The 21403-nt window shown below is 68.8% G+C and carries 16 protein-coding genes; 5 read left to right on the forward strand and 11 right to left on the reverse strand.

Features of this window, described 5'->3' with window-relative positions; all coding sequences use genetic code 11:
* Positions 1-148: 148 nt before the first annotated feature.
* Together ACFVBH_RS12320 and ACFVBH_RS12325 are read left to right on the forward strand one after the other, a co-directional pair.
* Entirely contained in the window at positions 149-1141 is a 993-nt protein-coding gene (locus ACFVBH_RS12320; RefSeq protein ID WP_354984568.1) for an LLM class F420-dependent oxidoreductase, read from the forward strand.
* A 134-nt stretch (positions 1142-1275) separates the two neighbouring features.
* Positions 1276-2745 carry a DUF222 domain-containing protein gene (locus tag ACFVBH_RS12325; protein ID WP_379001372.1) on the forward strand — a complete coding sequence of 490 codons (1470 nt, stop codon included), beginning with the start codon at positions 1276-1278 and terminating at the stop codon, positions 2743-2745.
* Between the two features lie 977 nt (positions 2746-3722).
* Here the strand turns inward: ACFVBH_RS12325 and ACFVBH_RS12330 are convergent.
* Positions 3723-5030 (reverse strand): glycoside hydrolase family 1 protein, encoded by a 1308-nt coding sequence (locus ACFVBH_RS12330; RefSeq protein WP_379001374.1) that lies wholly within the window; start codon positions 5028-5030, stop codon positions 3723-3725.
* A 110-nt stretch (positions 5031-5140) separates the two neighbouring features.
* On the opposite strand from ACFVBH_RS12330, the gene ACFVBH_RS12335 reads away from it, so the two are divergent.
* Entirely contained in the window at positions 5141-5710 is a 570-nt protein-coding gene (locus ACFVBH_RS12335) for a TetR/AcrR family transcriptional regulator (protein ID WP_379001376.1), read from the forward strand.
* A 3-nt stretch (positions 5711-5713) separates the two neighbouring features.
* On the opposite strand, the gene ACFVBH_RS12340 is transcribed toward ACFVBH_RS12335, so the two are convergent.
* The 3 genes from ACFVBH_RS12340 to ACFVBH_RS12350 all read right to left on the reverse strand — a co-directional run bounded on the left by ACFVBH_RS12340 (position 5714) and on the right by ACFVBH_RS12350 (position 9932).
* A complete protein-coding gene (locus ACFVBH_RS12340) occupies positions 5714-7231 on the reverse strand; it encodes a YfcC family protein (protein WP_379001378.1) in 1518 nt (505 codons plus the stop codon).
* Positions 7228-8577, reverse strand: a complete 1350-nt coding sequence (locus ACFVBH_RS12345; protein WP_379001380.1) for a M20/M25/M40 family metallo-hydrolase — start codon at positions 8575-8577, stop codon at positions 7228-7230. The genes ACFVBH_RS12340 and ACFVBH_RS12345 overlap by 4 nt, the downstream gene beginning before the upstream one ends.
* 77 nt (positions 8578-8654) lie before the next feature.
* On the reverse strand, positions 8655-9932 hold the full coding sequence (locus tag ACFVBH_RS12350) for an ROK family protein (protein WP_379001382.1): 1278 nt from the start codon (positions 9930-9932) through the stop codon (positions 8655-8657).
* 65 nt (positions 9933-9997) lie between these two features.
* Here ACFVBH_RS12350 and ACFVBH_RS12355 point away from each other — a divergent pair, with 65 nt between their 5' ends.
* A complete protein-coding gene (locus ACFVBH_RS12355) occupies positions 9998-11536 on the forward strand; it encodes a carboxylesterase/lipase family protein (protein ID WP_379001384.1) in 1539 nt (512 codons plus the stop codon).
* Positions 11537-11659: 123 nt separating this feature from the next.
* Positions 11660-12364 carry a hypothetical protein gene (locus tag ACFVBH_RS12360; protein ID WP_354984576.1) on the forward strand — a complete coding sequence of 235 codons (705 nt, stop codon included), beginning with the start codon at positions 11660-11662 and terminating at the stop codon, positions 12362-12364.
* Between the two features lie 377 nt (positions 12365-12741).
* Here ACFVBH_RS12360 and ACFVBH_RS12365 read toward each other — a convergent pair whose 3' ends face one another.
* The 7 genes from ACFVBH_RS12365 to ACFVBH_RS12395 all read right to left on the reverse strand — a co-directional run bounded on the left by ACFVBH_RS12365 (position 12742) and on the right by ACFVBH_RS12395 (position 21401).
* Entirely contained in the window at positions 12742-13800 is a 1059-nt protein-coding gene (locus tag ACFVBH_RS12365) for an aminotransferase class V-fold PLP-dependent enzyme (RefSeq protein ID WP_379001386.1), read from the reverse strand.
* A gap of 158 nt (positions 13801-13958) precedes the next feature.
* Positions 13959-15461: a flavin-containing monooxygenase gene (locus ACFVBH_RS12370; RefSeq protein ID WP_379001388.1), complete on the reverse strand. Its 1503-nt coding sequence runs from the start codon at positions 15459-15461 to the stop codon at positions 13959-13961.
* 153 nt (positions 15462-15614) lie between these two features.
* Positions 15615-16622 (reverse strand): diiron oxygenase, encoded by a 1008-nt coding sequence (locus ACFVBH_RS12375; protein ID WP_379001390.1) that lies wholly within the window; start codon positions 16620-16622, stop codon positions 15615-15617.
* Between the two features lie 87 nt (positions 16623-16709).
* Positions 16710-18095, reverse strand: coding sequence for a hypothetical protein (locus ACFVBH_RS12380; RefSeq protein WP_379001392.1), 1386 nt, complete (start codon positions 18093-18095; stop codon positions 16710-16712).
* Between the two features lie 14 nt (positions 18096-18109).
* Positions 18110-18937: an ABC transporter permease gene (locus tag ACFVBH_RS12385; protein ID WP_379001394.1), complete on the reverse strand. Its 828-nt coding sequence runs from the start codon at positions 18935-18937 to the stop codon at positions 18110-18112.
* Complete coding sequence (locus ACFVBH_RS12390) at positions 18934-19893, reverse strand: ATP-binding cassette domain-containing protein (RefSeq protein WP_379001396.1); 960 nt, start codon at positions 19891-19893, stop codon at positions 18934-18936. The genes ACFVBH_RS12385 and ACFVBH_RS12390 overlap by 4 nt, the downstream gene beginning before the upstream one ends.
* Positions 19890-21401 (reverse strand): glycosyltransferase, encoded by a 1512-nt coding sequence (locus ACFVBH_RS12395; protein ID WP_379001398.1) that lies wholly within the window; start codon positions 21399-21401, stop codon positions 19890-19892. Before ACFVBH_RS12395 ends, ACFVBH_RS12390 begins: the two co-directional genes overlap by 4 nt.
* Positions 21402-21403 lie beyond the last annotated feature (2 nt).

The following is a 21403-nucleotide window of genomic DNA, read 5'->3' on the forward strand; positions in this document are numbered from 1 at the left end:
GTCTGGGACAACCATTTCGGGCATCGGGCGGATGGAATTAGATGCGCGGGGCGCGCAAAGGTTGCCCGCCGCGTGGCGGGCGAGAACAGTGGATCTCGGACCGCGTCTTCACGCGGACGGAAACTGCTCGGCAAACGGAGGAGAACTCGTGCGCTTCGGCCTATTCATCCCGCAGGGCTGGCGGCTCGATCTGGTCGGCATCGAGCCGGCTGCGCAGTGGGACGTGATGCGCGGGCTGGCGCAGCGCGCCGACGCGAATCCGGACTGGGAATCACTGTGGGTGTACGACCACTTCCACACCGTGCCGGTGCCCACCGAGGAGGCGACCCACGAGGCGTGGACCCTCATGTCGGCGTTCGCGGCGACGACCGAGCGGATCCGCCTCGGTCAGATGTGCACGGCGATCAGCTATCGCAATCCGGCGTATCTGGCCAAGGTCGCCGCGACGGTCGATCTGATCTCCGGCGGGCGCGTGGAGATGGGCATCGGCGGCGGCTGGTACGAACACGAGTGGCGGGCGTACGGATACGGATTCCCCTCCGCCGGTGAGCGTCTCGGCCGCCTGGACGAGGGTGTGCAGATCTTCAAGCAGGCCTGGACGACCGGCAGCGCCACGCTCGACGGCAAGCACTATCAGGTGGACGGCGCGATCGTCCGCCCACTTCCCCTGCAGGAGGGCGGGATTCCGCTCTGGATCGCGGGCGGCGGCGAGAAGGTGACGCTGAAGATCGCCGCGAAGTACGCGCAGTACACGAACTTCGCGGGCGGGCTCGACGAGTTCGCCCACAAGTCGGCGCTGCTGCGCGACCATTGCGCGGCCGTGGGCACGGACTTCGACGCGATCACCCGCAGCTCGAACTTCAACGTCGCCATCGCCGAGACGGAGGCGGAGGTCGAGGATCGCCTGGCGGCGCTGGAAGCCCGGCTGACGCCCTTCACCGGCGCGGAGGCGGCGAAGGCTCAGATCGACAACATCTTCCGGGGATCGGCTGCGGTGGGTACGCCCGAGCAGGTGATCGAAAACCTCGGCAAGGTCAAGGATCTGGGGCTGGCTTATACGATCCTGAATTTCCCCGAGTCGGCGTACGACACGAGCGGGATCGAGCTTTTCGAGAAGGAAGTTATTCCGGCTCTGCGGTGATGTTTCCGTAGGGTTGAGGGGTGGCCGGCGTTTCGCGTTCTTCCGGGAATGTGGACGTCGGCCTATTCTGAATATTGTTGTATCACAATCGAATTGGGCTATTCTCGATTGCTATTGAGGCGTAGAATGGAGGTATGAATTCGGGAGGGGAATCCACAGCCGCGCAGGGTGCACTCGCACTCGGTGCAGCGGCGGAAACCCTGCTCGAAGCGCCCCTGTATTCGATGAGTGATGACGAGGTCATCGAACTCATGCAGGACATCGAAACCATCACACGCCAACTCGATGCCGCGAAACAACGGCTCGTGCTCGAATGCGGGACACGGAATCTGCCCGCGCGGGCGGGGGTGAAGAGCCCGGTCCGGTTTCTGCAAGAGACACTGCGGCTTTCCCACGGTGATGCCGCGGCGCGGGTGCGGAATACCGAGCTGCTGTCGACGGTGTCCGAGGGCACGTTCGAGCGGCCGCCGGTGTTGCCGTTGGTCGCCCAAGCGCAGCGGGCCGGTGAGATCTCCCTCGACCACATTCGGGCTATTCACGAGGTGATCAAGCAGATCCCCGCCCGCGCGGGTGCGGAAGCCAAGGACTTCGTCGAGCGGAACTTGACCGTGTACGCGCGCCAAGGAGATCCAGCCGGGATCACCACGCTCGGTGTTCGGGTGTTGTTGCACATCGATCCCGATGGATCTTTGACCGAGCATCGGGATCAGCAGATGCGGCGCGGGTTCACGATCGGGCATCCGCGCGCGGACGGGATGGCACCGGTATCAGGGTGGGTGACCCCGCAGTTCCAGGCGGTAGTCACCCCGGTCCTGGAGAAGCTCGCCCGCCCGGGCATGTGTAACCCGGACGATCCCGAGAGCCCGTGGAGCGCTGCCGAACTCGCGATCGATACCGCCACCGACGACCAGAACAGCACCAAGGCCGGTACGCGGGCGAAGCTGCAAGCAGCGGCCACGCGCGATCACCGCACCGCCGCCCAACGCAATCATGACGCGGTGATCGCGCTTCTGCGCCCCGACATGGGACCGACCCGGCTCGGGAACCACCGTGGACTGCCTGTCTCGACTGTGATCACGATGAGCATCAACGACCTCGAACAGCGCACCGGCAAAGCGACTACGGCCACCGGGGGCACGCTCTCGATCCGGGACGCGGTCGAACTCGCTGCCAACGCCACCCCGTACCTGGTCATCATCGACGCCGACGGCCGACCACTGCACTTCGCACGAGGAGAACGCCTCGCCACCCCCGAACAGCGCCTGGCACTCACCGCCGTCGAACGCGGGTGCACCCGCCCCGGATGCGACGCCCCAGCCACCCGCTCGGCCGTGCACCACATCAAGGAATGGGCCGATGGCGGCGAAACCGACATCGAAAACCTGACATTCGCCTGCGATGCCTGCCACGCCCAGGTCAAGACCGGCCCGAACGGCTGGAAAACGATAGTCATGCCCGAAGATTCGGAGCATCCGGGCAAAACCGGGTGGATCCCACCACCGCATATCGATCCCGCTCGCAGACCCCGGGTGAACTTCCGTCACCACCCGCAAGTGCGCGGCCCCTCGGGGATCCCGGGTATCCCAGCGCGGCGACTCTGCTAACACGCAGCCCGCAGCCGAAACCCAAAGCCACACCCCAAGAGCCAAGAGCGGCATCGGTGTTCGCTCCAGTGGCCGACGTAGCCCGAACCCGCACGCGCCGTGCGCCTTCCAGCGGGGTTCGGGAGAACGAGCAAGTACAACGAGGCAGTGCTGGTTACTTCGCCTGCCGTACCCGACTTCGGCTCCCCAGCTGGGAGCCGATTCGCCCTCCCAGCCTGGCTGGATGGCCGTGGGCACCTTCTCGAGACTTACAGACACAAGATCCGTCATCGCTGAATACCAGCACTGCCTCAGAGGGTGATTGTGTTGAGCGGTAGTCGATTCGAGGCTTGCTTGTACCCCCGCCGGTGGTGAATCACGTTTATCGGCCCGGGAGGGCCGGTACCGCCGTCGAGGCTCCCCACCGGGCCCGGCTGGTATCCCGTTATCCAGGCTGCTTTTGCCCCGGGAGGGCCGGAACCGCACTCGATCTCCCAACCGGTCCTGGCTGGTACTCGTTATCCAGGCCGCTCTCCCCCGGCAGGGCTGGAACCGCAGCCCGACCTCCCCAACCACACCCCGCTGGTACTCGTTATCTAGGCCGCTCCCCCGGAAGGGCTGGAACCGCAGCCTTCACTCAACCGGCCCCCGCTGGTACTCGTCGTCCAGGCCGCCCGCCCCCGGAAGGGCTGGAACCACAGCCCGACCTCCCCAACCGGTCCCGGCTGGGTTTCGCTGTCCAGGCTGCTCTGCCTCGGAAGGGCTGGAACCGCACCCGATCTCACTACCGGACCCGGCTGGTTGTCGTTATCCAGTCGTCCGCCAACTCAGCCATCTCCCGACGCTCCGATAGCTCCCAGGCCGGGCCACGCATCCACACCACCTATCCCTCTTCACCCCGGCACGCAGGAAAGCGCGGCCACTGCCGCCCCGCCACGCACCGCGGGTGCATGCGGCAGCGTTGCCGTGTGCACCCGCGACCCGTAGAGCGCGAAACATCAGCGGGGCGCCACCGCCGGATCCAGGCAGCTGGCGAGGCCGTCCACGAGGGAGCAGGTCGCCGGGGCGCGGGTCGGGACGTAGTCCGCGGGGACGCCGGAGTTGGCGGTGATCTCGGTGTAGGCGGGGACCGCGTCGGTGGGGCGGCGGGTCAGGGTGGGGTCGGTCAGGACGTCCACCGTGTAGAGGCCGAAACGCGGGGTGTAGGAGCCCCATTCGTAGTTGTCGGTGAGGCTCCAGTAGTTGTAGCCCATCACGTTCATGCCGTCGGCCTTGGCGCGCTGCACCCAGTAGATCGTGTCGCGCAGATCGTCGGCGCGGGTGTAACCGTCGGCGCGGGGCAGGCCGTTCTCGGTCGGCATGCCGTTCTCCACGATGTACAGCGGCTTGCCGGGGAACTTATTCGAATAGTGTTGCAGCGCATAGTAGATGCCTTCGGGCTGCAGGGGGTTCTTCCACAGCTGCGTGAAGTTCGTGAACATGCCGGCCGAACTCGGGGACAGGCCGTAGTAATAGTCGATGCCCACGTAGTCCAGCTTGGCCGCGATCTTGTCGATGAACGGACCGTTCACCACGTCCTCGGCCGCGGGGATGTAGGCGACATTGCTGGTCACCTGCGCGCCCGGCTGTACCGCGTGAATGTAGTCGTAGATCTCGTTGTGCGACTGCGCGATTCGATCCTGCATGGCGGGAACCGAGGTCGCGGGCAGACCGCCGTGCCTGGTCTCGTTGATCAGGTACATGGCCGGTTCGTTGAAGCTGACCCACAGCGGATCGAAGCGCGCGTAGCGATCGACCACCGTGCGCGCGTTGGCCAGCCAGTCGGTGACCATGCCGGGGTTGTTCCAGCCACCGCGATCGGCTTCCCAGCCCGGGTACACCCAGTGATCCAGGGTGAGCATGGGCCGCATACCCGCGGCGGTGATGGCTCCGATCACGCTGTCGTAGAAGCGCAGTCCGGCTTCGTCCCACACTCCGGGCTGCGGCTGCACGCGCGCCCATTCGATGCCGATGCGGTACACGCGCACGCCGAGCTGCTTCGCGAGCTGAATGTCGGAGGCATAGCGGTGATAGAAGTCGATCGAATCCCGATACGGATCATCGGTCTTGCCCGCGGCGATGTAGCGCGTCCAGTTGCTGTCCGGTGCGCTGCCCTCGGACTGGAATCCGGAGGCGGCCACACCCCACAGGAAGTCCTCTCCCATGGGTGCGAGCTGTGCGGGCGGCGCCGCTGTGGCCGGGGCCGCGCCGAATGCGAGCGCGATGGCCAGTACGGCCGGGACGAGGGTGTGGAGCCGGAGTCGCATCGGATGTCTCTCCTTCGCTGTGAACGACCCGATCGCGGGGTCGCATGAAAACCGTACAACGCACGGTTTTAGTTACACAAGGCTGGTCGGCGGGGTTCTAGACTCTCCTCGTGGCAAAACGCGGCCCCTACGGCAAAGGCATCGAACGCCGGGAACAGATCCTGGCCGCGGCCCTGGACACCATTGCCGAGCGCGGCTTCCTGGCTACCTCCGTCGCGGAATTGGCCGAGGCCGCCGGCCTGAGCCAGAGCGGTCTGCTGCACTATTTCGGCTCCAAGGAGGACCTGTTCGTCGCGGTACTGCGCAAACGCGATGAAATCGATATCGCGACGCTGGATGCCCTCACTCCCGCCGATCTGATCCAGGTGATCCGCCGCAATACCCAGGTACCCGGCCTGATCGAGCTCTTCACGCACATGCAGGCCGCTGCCGCCGATCCCCGCCATCCCGCGCACGAGTACATGCGACTGCGCTACGAACGCGGTACGGCCGCCTTCGCCGCGACGCTGCGCCGGCAACAGGGAGCGGGCCTGCTGCCCGCTCACCTGGATGCCGATGCCACCGCCGCTATTTTCTTCGCGCTGGCCGATGGCCTGCAGTCGCGCTGGCTCATCGACCGCGAATTCGATATGACGGCGCATCTGGAAGCCGCCTGGCACAGCATGATCCGGGATCGCTAGCACTCACCCGATCCAGGCCGCCACCGCCAGGAATACACAGATCAGCACGAAGAGGATGCCCATGAGCGGCACGATGAATTTCACGTACCGGTCGTAGCGCACCTTGGCCAGCGCGATGCCGCCGGTCACCACGGCCGTGGTCGGCGTGACCAGATTCGCCCACCCCGAGGCCGATTGCCAGGCCGTGACCACCAGCGAGCGCGGCACATTCGCGAAGTCGGCGAGCGGGGCCATGATGGGCATGGCCAGGGTGGCGTGCCCCGAGGTCGACGGGATGAGGAAGGCGAGCGGCACGTTTACCAGGAAGACCGCCACCGCGAATACTGCCGAGGAGGTGCCGGTCACCACGCCCTCCAGCGCGTGCAGCACGGTGCTGGTGATCTCGGTGTTGTTCATGATGACCGTGACGCCGCGCGCCAGCACGATGACGATGCCCGCGCCGACGAAGTCGCCGAAACCCTTGCCGATGGCTTCGGACATCTTGCCCTCGCCCAATCCGCCGACCAGCCCGATGACCACCGCGCCGACCAGGAACAGCGCGGTCAGCTCCGGGAAGTACCAATCCAGTTCCCACGGAAACGATGTCGCGCCGTCACCCTTGATGACGGTCGCCCACGGGATGATCGCGAAGATCATGAAGGCGAAGGTCAGCCCGACCAGCCACAACACCAGCACCTGCCGCCGGGTCATCGGATCCGGTTCGTGCTCTTCGGCTTTCATATCGCGATCACCCGGCTGCCAGCCCGACCAGGACTTGCCCGGGTCATTCTTCACCCGCCGGGCGTACCAGAGCACGTAGGCGATGGTCACCGCGGTCAGCACGATCAGCATGGCCAGCCGCAGCACGATGCCGTCGCCGATGGGCACGTCGGCGGCCGAGGACGCGGTGCCGGTGGCGAAGGGGTTCACCGTCGAACACAGCACGCCCACACCGGCGCCCGCGATGATCGCACCGACCGCTGTCATGCGGTCGTACCCCAGCGCCAGGGTCAGCGGTACGAGCAGCGCGTAGAAGCCCAGGGTCTCCTCCGCGAAGCCCTCCACCGTGCCCGCGATGGCGAAGATGACCATGATGCCGACGATGAGCAGGAATGATCGGTCCCGCAATTTGTAAGCGAGCCTGCCGATTCCGCTGTCCAGCGCTCCGGTGGCGAAGGCGACGGTGATGAACGCGCCCACCGCGAGCACGAACAGGAAGACCGCCGCCGCTCCGTACAGCGCGCCGCTCACGTCCGGGGCGACCTGCCCGGTCGCGGGATCCTGGATACCGTAGAGCCCGTTGATCGGGGCCAGGAACAGATCCCGGACGCGTTCGCCGAAGCTCTTTGTCGCTTCGATGCGATGGTAGGACCCGGCAATGGTCTTGCCGTCCTTGTCCAGCTCGTAGGCGCCCGCCGGAATCACGAAGGCCGCCAGCCACACCGCCACCATCACGCCGGCGAGGATCGTGTACGTCGAGGGGAAGGACCGCTTCTTCCGGTGTGAGGCGGGCTGGGGATCCGCGATCGCGGTGTCGCTCATTTGCGCATCCTGTTCGCGAACAGCTGGAAGAATTCGGCCTCGGCCAGTGCCACGTTGCCGAGCTCGCTCAGCAGCACGCGCTCGTTGAAGCCGTGCATGTTGCAGCTGGAATCCTCGGCGCCGATCATGATCACCTCGGAGTTGGGGTTGGCGGCCGCCATGGAATTGGTGAGCGGGATGGAACCGCCCATGGCCGAGTCCACGACTTCGGTGTTCCACGCCTTGCCCATGGCCTCGCGCATGGCGGAATAGGCGGGACCCGTTGTGCTCGCGGCGAATCCGGCGCCGACGTCGCCGCCGGTGACTCGCAGTTCGATGCCGAAGGGTTTCACCTTCGACAGGTGCTCGATCACCGCGCACTGACCCTGCGCCGGATCCTGCTCGGGGTGCACGCGGACGTTCAGATACGCGCGTGCGTACGGAACTACCGCGGAGGCAGCGGTTTTCACCGGCGGTGCGTCCAATCCGATGACGGTGATGGCCGGTCCGTACCAGATGCGCTCACCGATGGGGCCGGTGCCCAGCAGGGGCATGCCCGGTTCCATGCCGGTGACTTCGGCGAATTCCCGGTCGGTGTAATTCGCGCCGGTCCAGGTGTCACGGCGCAGTCCCTCGACGGCCACATTGCCGTCCGCGTCGTGCAGGGTGGCCAGGGCATGGGTCAGCGCGAGCAGGGCATCGGGTGCGGCGCCGCCGAATTGGCCCGAGTGCACGGGTGCGGCCAGGGTGCGCACTTCGACGAAGACATCGGCGACGCCGCGCAGCGCGGTGACCAGGGTGGGGGTACCGGCACGGATATTGCCTGCGTCGCAGATGAGCAGTGCGTCGGCCTGGAAGAGACCGGGCTGCTCGGCCGGGTAGTCGTCGAAGCCGGAGCCGTACTCCTCCTGACCCTCGATGACCAGGGTGATCCCGACCGGGGGCTTGCCACCGAAGGCGCGCAGGGCGCCGATATGGGCGACGACATTGGATTTGCAGTCCGCCGCGCCGCGGCCGTAGATCGCGCCGTCTTTCTCGATCGGGGTGAAAGGCGGTGTATTCCAAAGACTTTCATCCCCGGAGGGCTGGACGTCGTAGTGCCCGTAGAGCAGGACGGTCGGCGCGCCGGGCGGGGCGGGGATGCGGGCGTAGATGACGGGCGAGGTCTCGGGCAGCGTCAGCACCTGAATGTCCTCGACACCGGATTTTCGCAACTCTTCAGCAATGAGGTCGTGCGCCGCCTGCACATTCGCCTTGGGGTACTCCGGAAAGGCAATGGAGGGAATCGCTACCAGCTGTTTGAGCAGCTCTTTCAGGTCGGGCATGAGGTCGTTGACAGTGCTACGCAGGTCGGGGCGCAGATCCATCCGCTCATGAAACCACTACTGAACGCTAGATCAGCGAATCTGTGGCGACTTTTGTCGAGAAAATCGGCGGGCCGGTCTCAGCCACCGGTGCGCGACGACAGCACCGGCACCGCCGCCGGATCGGCGAGCACTGCGCGCCGGGCGTATTCGATCGCGCCGAGCAGCATCGCGTCCGCGCCGAGCACCGCGGGCAGCACCGTCAGATCCAGCGCGGGGGTCAGCGCGCGGCGGCCCGCGAGGCGATCCTCGATGCCCGGCAGCAGCCACGGGAACCATTCCGCCAGCGTCCCGCCGAGCACGATTTCCTCCACGTCCAGCAGCGCGTGAATGCCCACGACCGCGACGCCCAGCGCCCGCGCGGCGATATCGGCCGCCGCGAGCGCCCGGGCCTCGCCCGCGGTCAGGGCCGCGATGAACAGCGAATTCGCCGCCGACAGACCGGCTTCGCGCAACGTGTCGCCCAGTCCCGCCGCGTTCAGCACGGCCTCGGGCCCCGCGTAGACCACCAGGCATCCGCGCGCCCCGCACACGCACGCGGGACCGTCCATGGCCACCGGCATGTGCCCCGGCTCCCCCGCGACGCCGTGACTGCCGATCTGGATTCGCCCGTTCAGCACGACCCCGCCGCCGATGCCGGTCCCGGCTTCGATCAACACCAGCCCGCGCGCCCGCGGGCGGGCGTGAAATTCCGCGAACGCGGCCGCGTTGCCGTCGTTGATCACGTCGATCACATATCCGGATCCGATCAGGCGCTCCGCCAACAGCTCTCGCAATCGCACCGGTCGCAGCCACCCGAAATCCGGTGCGACGGCGACGGTCTGCGCCGCGTCGTCGAGCACCGGTCCCGCCATGGCGATCACCACGCGCAGCAACTCCGGCGGCGGCGCGCCCGGATCGATTCCGGGGGCGGCGGCAATCCACCCGGCGATGCCGTTCGCCGCGGCCGCCCGGCGGACGGCGGCGGCCACCGCGTCGGCCATGACCTCGGGCCGTCCGGGCGGGCAGTGATGCGCTTCGTCCGCGCGCCACACCACCGTTCCCCCGAGATCGGCTACCGCCACCCACAGTCGTTCGGCGGTGATCTGCACGGCCATGCTCAACGCCCGCAAGGGAATCAACCGCACCGGCCGTACCGGCCGCCCGCGCCCGCCCCCACGCGGTGCTTCGTCCTCCCCGACCAGCCCCCGCTCGATCAGATCCCCCACCAGCGCGGTCACCGACCCGTGCGCCAACCCGGTGGCCGAGGCGATCTCGGTCCGCGCACACGGCCCGTGCTCCGCGATATGCCGCAGCACCCGGCCGAGGTTCGCCCGGCGCACGGCGGCGGAGTCTGCGGGCTCGGATGCGGGATTCACAGATCGAGATTATGCTGAGGTTCAATTATTTCAACCATTGACTTAAATAGCGACCAGAGGTTGACATGGCTGTGCAGCGATTCGGACGTCGGAACCTGTTCGTGGGGGCGGGGGTGTTGGCGCTGGCCGGCGCCTGTTCCACGGAGTCGAACAGCGCGAGCGGGCCCGTCGTGGACACGGCGTCGGGGCCCGTCCGGGGTGAGCAGCGGGAGACGGGGGTCGCGTTTCTGGGGATTCCGTACGCGCAGCCGCCGGTGGGTGAGTTGCGGTTCGCCGCGCCCGTGGCGGTGACGCCGTGGGCGGAGCCCAGGGACTGCACCACCTACGGGCCGACCGCGCAGCGCAAGTCGCTGACCGAGGTCACCGCTATTCCGGAGCCGAGCATCGCGGGGGACGGGGTGCTGAATCTCAACGTGTTCACCCCGAAGGCGGGCGCCGACGCCGGGTTGCCGGTGCTGGTGTGGATTCACGGGGGCGGGTTCGTGGCCGGGTCGGCGGCCAGTCCCTGGTACGACGGCGCGGCCTTCAACCGGGACGGCGTGGTCGTGGTGTCGATCGGCTACCGGCTGGGTATCGAGGGCTTCCTGCACGTCGACGGCGCACCCGACAATCGGGCGGTGCTCGACTGGATCGCCGCGCTGACCTGGGTGCGCGACAACATCGCGGCCTTCGGCGGCGATCCCGGCCGGGTCACCGTCGCCGGACAGTCCGCAGGCGGCGGCGCGGTGTGGGCGCTCATGGCGGCCCCGTCCGCGCGCGGACTGTTCCACGCCGGCATCTCCGCCTCGGGAGCGCTGTCCCAGCCCAATTCCCGGGACGCGGGCCTCGCGGTGGCGCGGCTGTTCACCGCCCGCACCGGTCTGCCCGCCACCGCCGCCGCACTGCGCGATCTCACCGACGATCAGATCCAGTCCTGCGAGGACAAGATGCGCGAGATCGGGCCGGGCAGCGAGACGGTCCCGGCGCTGGCGCTCGCGCCCTTCGCCGACGGGGCCACCATCCCGCTGGACAGCACCGAACTGCTGAAAAACGGTGCGGCGACCAATGTTCCGCTGCTGCTCGGTTTCACCCGCGACGAGTTCAACGCCATGACCCGCGACCAGCCGGTCACCGACGCCACCCTGCCCTCCGCCTTCGCGGTCCTGGGTCTGCCGCCCGCGAGCATCGAGGCCTTCCGGGCCGCCTACCCTGGCGATTCCGCCGCCGAACTTCTCGGCCAGGCACAGAGCGACACCCTGCTGCGCGCACCCACCTACCGGGTCGCCGAGGATCGCGCGGCCCACAACCAGGCCACCTGGCTGTACGAATTCACTTGGGCCTCAACGGCTCCCGACTACAAGAGCAGCTCCTTCCATTGCCTGGATCTACCCTTCGCCTTCGACTGCCTGCGGGCGCAGGGCGTCACCGCCGTCGCGGGCGACAATCCGCCCCAGGCGCTGGCCGACGCCGTGCACCGCGCATGGGTGTCCTTCATCACCACCGCCGACCCCGGGCCCGGCTGGCCGCGCTACACCCGGGATCGCCGCGAGACCATGATCTGGGCCGAGAACCCGCGCGTTCAGGCCGATCCGTTCGCCGCTCAGCGGGGACTTTGGCTGGCCTGACCGGCGTGTCCGTCGCGACGGAGCCGCTCCCGTGCGGGCCCCGCTGTTTCAAATGGCAAACTGGGGGCTACTACCCCGGCAGGATGGATTGCCCAGCACGTCGCGATGGACGGATGGTTTCGAATGCTCGGATTTCGCCGGTGGGTCGCACCCGCCGTACTGATCGCCGCTGCCACACTCCCCGCGACAGCCCCGGCATCGGCGGCGCCGGGTGAGGAGCGGGCAGCACTCGGCGGCGGTTCGGGCATCGTGCTCGGCGGGCACGCAAAATGCAGCCTGACCACCATCGGACGGGACGACGCGGGCCGCCTGGTCGGCTTCACGGCGGGGCACTGCGGCGAACCGGGCACCCCGGTCGCCGGTGAGCAGTTCCCGGACGCCGGGGCGGTCGGGCGCGTGGTCACTTCCGACGACACCCTCGACTACGCGGTCATCGAATTCGATCCGGCCAAGGTCACCCCGCTGCGCTCGGTGGGCGGCACCACCATCGCCGGTCTCGCCGCCACTCCCCCGGGCGCCTGGGACGTGGTCTGCCAGAACGGCCGCACCATAGGCGAGGCGTGCGGCGTCGTGTGGTCCGCGGGCCCCGGCGGTTTCATCGAGCAGGCCTGTTCCAGCTACGGCGATTCCGGCGGCCCGCTGCTGCTCGGCGATCGGCTGGTCGGCCTGGTCTCCGGCCCGCTGATCAACGACACCCGGGCCATGCGCTTCACCTGCACCAGCGCCCTGAACCCCTTCCATACCCCCGTCGTCGCGGTCTCCTTCGATTCGGTGCGCGCAGCGGTGGACGCGGGCAAGGGCGTGGGCGCGGGCTTCCAGCCCATCTGATAACCGCGGACACGGCGCCTCCGCGGCCCGGCACCGAGGCCATGCCTACCCTCGCGTGAACTCGGTCCCCGGCGGCAAGTTCCCGGCCGGAACACGCACCGCGTCCGGCAACGGGTGCAACGGACACCGGCGGCTTTGTACTGCGCAACGAATCCCGCAGCACCGCAACGTGTTCCACGCCCACCCGCAAACAGCGTTCGGCAGGCCGATGTGCGCTGTCAGCCTCGGTGACAGCATCCACTCCTCTGATCCCGCCGCACCGCAGCCGGTCAGGGCGAGATGTGGGTCGGTTCACCTGACGTCGGACAGCTCCGGGACGCTCGGGCGCCTGCCCTGCACGGTGGAAGGGTCGTGCCGTGATCTGCTGGGCGGGAATGTTATCCGCCGAGCACCGCCAGCGCGTGGTCGACGTCGGCGGCCGTGTTGTAGAGGTGGCAGGCCAGGCGTAGCCGTCCGGCGCGGACCGCACCGACCACCTTCGCCGCGCACAGGCGATCGAGGGTCGCCTGATTCGCGGGCACCGACACGATGGCCGAATCCCCCAGGGGCAGACCGAGTCCCGTACGCAGCCGATTCGCGAGAGCGACATCGTGAGCGCGGATGTTCTCTATGCCGGTCGACAGGAGTAGTTCCAGGGCGGGTAGCTGGCCGATCCAGGCCGGCCACACCGGGGAGAGATCGAAGCGGCGGGCGTCGGGGGCCAGCCGCAGCGGGGCGTCGTACACCGAATCCCACGGGTCGTCGCCGGCATACCAGCCCGCGGCGACCGGGCGCAGGGTATCGAGGGCGGCGGCCGTACCGGCCAGGAAGGCCGTGCCCTTCGGACCGAGCAGCCACTTGTAGCCGACGCCGACCAGCCAATCCGCGCCGGTGTCGTGCACCGGGAACCATCCCGCGGCCTGACTGACGTCCAGCAGCACCCGGGCTCCGGCGGCGTGCGCGGCGGTGACCAGCGCCGGGGCGTCCATGACCGCGCCGTCGGCCGACTGCACCACCGCGGCCGCCACCACGTCGTCGCCCGAGCGCACCGCCGTCGTCAGCTCGGCGAACGGGACGGTGCGCACGCGAATATCCTTGCGCGCCAAAAAGGGCCAGATTACCGAGGTGAACTCCGATTCCGGGAGCAGCACATTCGCACCCACCGGCAGGCTCTCGGCCACCAGCCCAACGAATTGGGAGACGTGCGCGCCGATGGCCACCCTGCTCGCGTCCACGCCGACCAGGCGGCCCAGAGCCGTGCGGCAGTTCGCGACGATGCCGTCGACCGCCGGGATGTCGAATTCGCCGCGCACGCGCCGCTGTTCGGCCGCGGCGACCTCGGCGGCGACGGCCGCCGGGAGCAACCCGTAACTGGCGGCGTTGAGATAGGTCACGCTGGGCGCGAACGCGTTCCGGATCGCGGCCGGGAGCAGATCGGGGGTGCGAGCAAGAGTCATCAGCTCATGGTCCCCGCCCCCGCGACCCCGGAAAAGAGCCGGTGGGCCGGGAACTGGTCTGTTCCCGGCCCACCGTTATTCGACCGGTTCGACGCGGACCGGGGGCGGTTACCGCGTCGGGGGGTCGGCGGTCGCCGCGCCGATCGGTCGAAATCCAGTCAGGCGGAGCGTGATTCGGCCGTGGCGACGGCCTCGCGCTTCACCTCGCGGCGGAACCGCAGGATGCCGTCCTCGATGGCGCCCTTGCGGAGCATGGCGCGATCGCGGAAGTAGTTGTTGATGACCAGCCACGGCCCGCGCGTGCCCTGACGCGGCATGACGCCGTCACCGCGCTGGATGTAGCCGGAGGTGAGCGCACCGCCCATGAGCGAGGCCTCGGACCGATCGCCCTCCTCGGGAACGGCCACGACCTGCGAATAGCCTTCCGCCTTCATGTGATTGAGCAGGCGGCAGAAGTACTCGGCGGCCAGATCGGCCTTGAGCGTCCAGGACGCGTTGGTGTAGCCCAGGATCACCATGGCGTTGGGGACGTTGCTGAGCAGAGCGCCCTTGTAGGCCACCAGATCCCGGGTCGCCAGCGTCTCGCCGTCGACCTCGAGCGCGGCGCCGCCGAGCATCTGCACGGTCAGCCCGGTCGCGCTGACGATGATGTCGGCCTCGAGCTCCTCGCCCGAGCGCAGGCGGATGCCCTTCGGGGTGAAGGTCTCGATGTGATCGGTGGCGATGGACGCCTTGCCGCTGCGCAGGATGCGGAACAGGTCGCCGTTGGGCACCACGCACAGACGCTGATCCCACGGGTCGTAGGACGGGGTGAAGTGCCGCATGTCGATGTTCGGGCCGACCTGCGCGCGCACCGCGGCCAGCATGAGCTTGCGCGAGAGCTTGGGGTTGGTGCGCGAGAGCTGGTAGCTGGCGCGCTGCAGCGCGATGTTGCGCGCGCGGCCCGCCTTGTACGCCACGGCCGCGGGCACCCGCGCGAACTTGAGCCCGACCGCGACCGGGTCGTCGGCGGGCAGCGCCGCGATGTAGGTGGGCGACCGCTGCAGCATGGTGACGTGCGCGGCGTCCTTGCTCATGGACGGGATCAGCGTGATGGCGGTAGCGCCGCTGCCGATGACCACGACCTTCTTGCCGGTGTAATCGAGGTCCTCGGGCCAGTGCTGCGGGTGCACGATCTGCCCGGTGAAGTCCTCCTGGCCGGGGAAGCTGGGCTGGTAACCCTTGTCGTAGTCGTAGTAGCCGGTGCAGCCGATCAGGAAGTCGCTGGTGTAGGTCTCGGTCTCGCCGGTCTGCTCGTCGAGCACCTGGACGGTCCACAGGCTCTCGTTGCTGTCGAAGCTCGCGCGGGTGACCTTGCGGCCGAAGCGGATGTTCTTCGTGACGCCGTACTCGGCGGCGGTGTCCTCGATGTACTGGCGGATGTTCGGCCCGTCGGCGAGGACCTTGGTGCCGATCCAGGGCCGGAAGCCGAAGCCGAAGGTGTACATGTCCGAGTCCGAGCGGATGCCGGGGTAGCGGAACAGGTCCCAGGTGCCGCCGATGGCGGTGCGCCGCTCCAGGATGAGGTAGCTGCGCCCGGTGTTCTCCCGGGTCAGATGGCAGGCCATGCCGATACCGGACAGGCCCGCGCCGATGATCAGTACGTCGACATGCCGCGTCATTGAGGTACTCGCTTCGTCTGGTCGTCCGCCCGGGCTTCGTCGTCCGAGCGTCCCCGGGATGTTACGTGTTATCCGGGGTAACGTCTACTATAGCCGCGGACCGCCGTCCGGGGTGCGGGTGACGGCGGTCCACCGACCTGGGGATATCCGCGACTACGCGGCGCGCGTGTGCCCCGAGCGATCCGGCTCCGAGCGATAGCGCGTGGTCGAACCGCCGATGCCGAGCACCTTCCACACGGTCTTGGCGATCGGGTTCATCAGCCCGATGCGCTGGGCCAGCGCGCGCACGTCGCCGAAGTACCCGGCGAAGGTCTCCTTGGAGTCGGGCAGCCCGAAGAAGACCTCCCTGCGCACCCGCTCCGGGATGCCGAACTCCCGGAAGAAGGCGCGCGGCGGAATGATGATCGCCCGCCCGCCGATCCACATGACGATCGGGAAGGCCAGCGAGAGCACGAAGCGAGCGAGCTGATTCGCCTCGGGCACATGGTGTTCCAGGTATTCGTGAGCGAAGGAGATGTGCCGGGCCTCCTCGGCGACGTGAATCGCCATGACCCCGCGCATGATCGGGTGAATGTCCTCACCCGCGCGCAGAATCGCCTTCTGAATGTGATCGATCGGCTCCTCGCCCGAGAGCACGGCGATGAAGAACAGGTTCGGGAACAGCGCGGCCAGCGGCGGGACCACGTAGGTGAGCCGCCGCAGGATCGGTCCCATCCCGGGCACGTCGCGCCCGATGCGGTTCACCATCTCCTGGAACATCAGGGTGTGGTTGCACTCCTCGATGACCTCGTGGGTGCAGTACCGGAACTCGGGCGATCCGTTGGGCAGCTTGAAGGTCTGCTGCACCATGCCGCCGATGAGCAGGGTTTCGAATTGCAGCCCGACCTTGGCGATATTGGCCTGCCGCCACTGCCCGATCTCGATCTTGCGATCCTCGGTTTGCGCCTGATACCAGGGATGGCGAGCGAACATGTCGCCCGCGGCGGGCAGAATCCAGCGGGGATCGTTCGGGATGACCGCGAAAGCCGAGTTGTCCCAATCGATGTCGGCGTAGGGATCGAAATGCTTGTCGACCGAGCCCTGCGAGAGCAGCAGGACCTTGTCCGCGTAGCTCTGCGCGAGCGCGAGCACGGAATCGGCGGTAGTGGGTACTGACACCATTGTCAGGCCTCCTGGGAGTGACCAAAATTACTGTATCTCATGGTTACACTTATCCCCGGAGGCGTCAACCGCCGCCGTGCCGCCCGGTCAGCTCCAGAAGACCGGATCCAGGCCCCAGGCCGCGAATTCGGCCGCGACGCACTCGCGCAGCGCGGCGCGAGAAGGAAAGCGATCGGGATCCGCGCCGGTCACCGCCAATGTCACGGTGTCACCGTCACTCGACCAGGACAGGTTGAGGCCGACCTCGATCCGGCGGAACAGTTCGGTCGGACCGGCGCAGACCACCGGGCGCATGAGCACGGTGCGCGCCCGCACGCCGCCGATCGTGGCCACCGCGCGCCCGGTCTCACCGAGGTTGGTGCACAGGCACTCCGGTGCCTTGGCGGTGCGCGAGAAGTAGCCGAGCACGAAGCGCGGCAGCATCATCTGCACCGGTTGCAGGTGTTGCAGCGCGGGAGTGGTGGCGGGATCGGCGTAGGCGCGCGCGGCCTGTTTGATGGCGGCGCGTACCAGCGCGAGATCGGTGCGCTCCCCCGCGCGGTAGGGCACCGCGATGGGCAGGCCGGTGGTGGCGTTGCCGCGCGGGTCGTCCGGGCCGCGCATCGAGTGCGGGATGTCGACCCGCACCCGCGCGCCGTCGGCGATGCGACCCGAACGGCCCAGCACGCCGACTCCGACGCCGATCATGAGGCCGTTCGCGGTGCCGCCGTGGGCGGCTGCGACGGAGTTCCATTCCGCGAGAGGTACTTCCACGACGAGGTCGGCGGGGGCATAGGTTTCCGGCAGGTCGAGGGCCGGCGCTTCGGGGCGCGGATTGCGGGCGGGTTCGGTGACCGCGCGGGCGGCCACCGCCGCGCGCACTCCCCGCGCGGCAGCGGTGATCTGAGCGGCGGCGTCGGCGAAATGCCTGCGGTACAGACCATCTCGCGGTGTGCCGCCCACCAGCGCGCCCGAACCATCGGCCGCCGACGGCGCGGCCCCGGTGTCGAGCCGGTACAGCGCGTCGCCCAGGGCGTAGAGCACCGCGCCGCCGTCGGCGCCGACGTGCGAGGTGACCAGCGACAGCAGGGTGCCGCCGGTGGTCGTGGGCGCGGCGGACAGGCGCCACACCTGCCCCGCGACGGGATCGAAATCCACCCGGGTCTGGGCGAGAAACCAATCCAGCACACCGTTCTCGGGAATCGGGTCGGTGTCCCGGCCCAGCGCCAGGGAGTACTCGGCGCGCACCCACCAGGGCCGGGCCAGCGGCACGGTGGTGGTGCGCACCCGGCGGGCCAGGAATCCGTGTGCCAGCTGCGCGTGCAGACCCGCCAGGACCGCGGGGTCCACGGGTGCGTCGAAGCGCCAGGCCACCTGGTTCACGATGGCGTTGCCGTACAGATCGTGCAGTTTGAGGAACAGGTCGTCGTCGGCGGTGAGCCGGTTCATTGCGACCGGCGCGGACACGGGCGCGGACACGGTGGGTGCGGCCATGTGAATCCTCCTGATCAGCGCTTGCGCAGGGTGCGAACGGTCAAGGGAGCGAAGACGAGAGCGATGAGCAGCGCGGCCACCACCGACCAGAGCAGGTCGCTGCCGCCGGCGCCGGTGTCGGCGAGGGTGCGCACCGCGGCCACCAGGTGGGAGACGGGGTTGTAGTCCGAGACGTGCCGCAACCAGGCCGGCATGGCCTCCTCGGGCACCAGGGCGTTGGAGGCGAAGCTGAGGAAGGTCAGCACCAGCATGGACATGCCCTGCACCGCGGCCGGGCGCGCGACGGTCACGCCGATGAAGGCGAAGATCCAGCTCATGGCGGTGGTCGCCAGCACCACCAGCAGCGCGCCGAGCACGAGACCGCCGGGATGCTCCGGGCGATAACCCATACCGAACCCGACCAGCAGCACCATCACCGCGGCGATGACGTAGCGGGTCGCGCCCGCCACCAGCGCCCCGGTGACCGGCGCCGACCTCGCTATCGGCATGGCCACGAAGCGGTCGAAGACGCCGGAGCGAATGTCCTCCGAGAGCTGGACGCCGGTGGCCACCGAGGAGGTGAGCACGATCTGCACCAGCACACCGGGAATCAGGGTGGGCAGGTAGGCGTGCATGCTGCCCGCGATCGCGGTGCCGAACACGCTGCCGAACAGCAGCGGGCCGATGATCGGCAGCAGCACCGCGTCGTAGAGCAACTGGGGACTGTGCCGGAAGGTGAGCATGCCGCGCTGGGCCATGATGAGCGATTGCCGCAGGCCCGCACGGGGTCCGAGGTGGACCACGGTGGGGCGGCGCTGGACGCGTGCGGCGGGCCGGGCGGGTGCGGTGTCGAGAACGGTCATGACGCGGCCCTGCTGTCTGTCGAGTGCTGGGTGAGCGCCAGGAACACCGAATTCAGGTCCGGGCGGTCGACGGCGAAGCCGCGCAAACGGATTCCGCTGGTGCGGCAGGCGGTGAGCACATCGGCGGCGCTGTCGATGTCGTTCAGCGGTACCGCGAGGGTGGCTGGTGTGTCCCCGTGCAGCGGGGTCACCCCGATGATGCGTTCCACGGCGGCGTCGGCGAGCGGGCGCTGGGCCGCGTCGACGAGATCGATGCGCAGCATCTCCTCTCCGAGTGAGGATTTGAGCTCGCCCGCGGTGCCCTGGGCCACCACGACACCCTTGTCGATGACGGCGATGCGGTCGGCGAGCGCGTCGGCCTCCTCCAGGTACTGGGTGGTGAGCAGGATCGTCGCTCCCCGGTCGACCAGACCGCGGACCACCGACCACATGCGTTCGCGGGTATGGGGATCCAGGCCGGTGGTCGGCTCGTCCAGGAAGATCAGGGGCGGCAGGGTGATCAGCGTGGCCGCCAGATCCAGGCGGCGGCGCATGCCGCCGGAGAAGGTGCCGACCCGGCGCTGGGTGGCGGCGGTGAGCTCGAACTCCTCGAGCAGTTCGTGCGCGCGCAGGGTGGCGGCACGGCGGGTCAGTCCGAGCAGCTGCCCGAAGAGCCGCAGATTCTCGATGGCGGTGAGGTTTTCGTCCACCGCGGCGTACTGGCCGGTGAGCCCGATCATGGACCGCACCGCCGTGGCCTGGCGCACCACGTCGTGGCCGAAGATCAGGGCGTTGCCGCTGTCCGGGCGCAACAGGGTGGCGAGCATGCGCACGATGGTGGTCTTGCCCGCGCCGTTGGGGCCGAGCAATCCGAACACGGTACCCGCGGCGACCCGCAGATCCACACCGCCGACGGCGGTGAGGGACCCGAAGCTCTTGCCGAGCCCCCGGGTCTCGATGGCGAACTCGGTGCTCATGAGGCACCTCCGATCCTGACGGGTGCGATCGATCGCTCCGGCGACGCTGCCGGAACATCGGACGGCACAAGGGATTCGATGACATCGGCGGCCCGCGCGACACCGTCGTCGCGAAAGCGGGCGGCGTACGCGGCGGCCCGCAGCACGACGTCCGGGTCGGCCGCGCGCAGCAGCTGGCGTTCGAGCCGGTCGGCCGACAGCGCGCCGAACGGCATGGCGGCGCCGAGTCCGAGCGTCGCGATCTGCCGCCCCCAGAAGGGCTGATCGGCCTGTATCGCGCAGATCACTTGCGGCACACCGGCCCGCAGCGCGGCGGCCGTGGTGCCCGCGCCGCCGTGGTGCACGGCGGCCGCGCAGCGCGGCAGCACCGCGCCGTGGTCGACCTGGTCCACCACGGCCACGCCGGGGGTGAACCCGGGCCGGAAGGCCGTGCCGGTCAGCAACAGTCGCCGGCCCAGCCGCTTGCACGCGGTGCGCACCAGCAGCTCGAGATCGTGTGGGTCACCGACCCGCATGGATCCGAAGCCGACGTACACGGGCGGATCGCCGGCATCCAGCCAGGTGTGCAGTTCGGAATCGAACGGAATGCCCCGGGGCGCCGCGGCGGGCCGGCGCACCGCGGGTTCGCGGGTTCCACCCGGCCGCTGCGCCGAGACTTTCTGCCGCGAAACGGATTCGGTCGACGGCGGTTCGGCGACCGCGGCGTCGATCGCAACGTCCGGCGGCGCAGCGCCCGTTGCGGCGAGACCGGCGGCCGGAGCGTCGCGGTACGCGGCGGAGGGCGTGAGACGGACAGGTTCCCGACCGGATGCGAGTTGTGCGGTGCGCCTGGTTCCCGAGTCCGGCACGACGGGGAAGCCAGTGATCGGTTCGTCGCCGCGGAGCTCGGCGGCGAGACCGGGGAAAAGCCCCGCGTCATATGCCTGAATACTGGTGCGTTGCAGGTGTTTCCGCGGGCTCGCGGAACGTACGGCAGCGATTTCCCGGGCCAGAGCGCGGGCCCTGAGCGCGGTCAGTGCCCGCCAGCCCGCGCGGTTGAGCGCTCCGGGCAGGTGGACGCCCAGTGCGGTCGGCAGTACGGGGACCGCGCGGTTCGGGCGTATGGGGAAGAAGTGCAGGGCAGCGAGCGGAATATCGCGGCCACGGGCGACTTCGGCGGCGACTTCCTCACAGGCCATGCCGGTGACGAGCAGCTCGGCCGCGTCCGCCACGGCGAGCAGATCCCGTGCGGCCTCGGCGAATCCGCGGCGCTGCAGCTCCAGTAGCGCCCGGAAGCGCGCGCGCAGGTTCCAGCTACCGGCCCGCCGGTCCTCTTCCTGCGCACGCAAGAGCTCGGCGCTGTCCAGCCCGAAGCCGACGGCCGGAATTCCGTGCCCCGTGGCGAATTCCACCAGGTTCGGGGACACCGCCAAGGTCACGTCGTGTCCCCGGCGCAGGAGTTCCCGCCCGAGCAGCACGCCCGGTTGCGCGTCACCTCGACTGCCCGCGAAGGCCAGTAGCACCCGCATGA

The sequence above is a fragment of the Nocardia sp. NPDC057668 genome, assembly GCF_042799795.1.
GTDB lineage: Bacteria > Actinomycetota > Actinomycetes > Mycobacteriales > Mycobacteriaceae > Nocardia.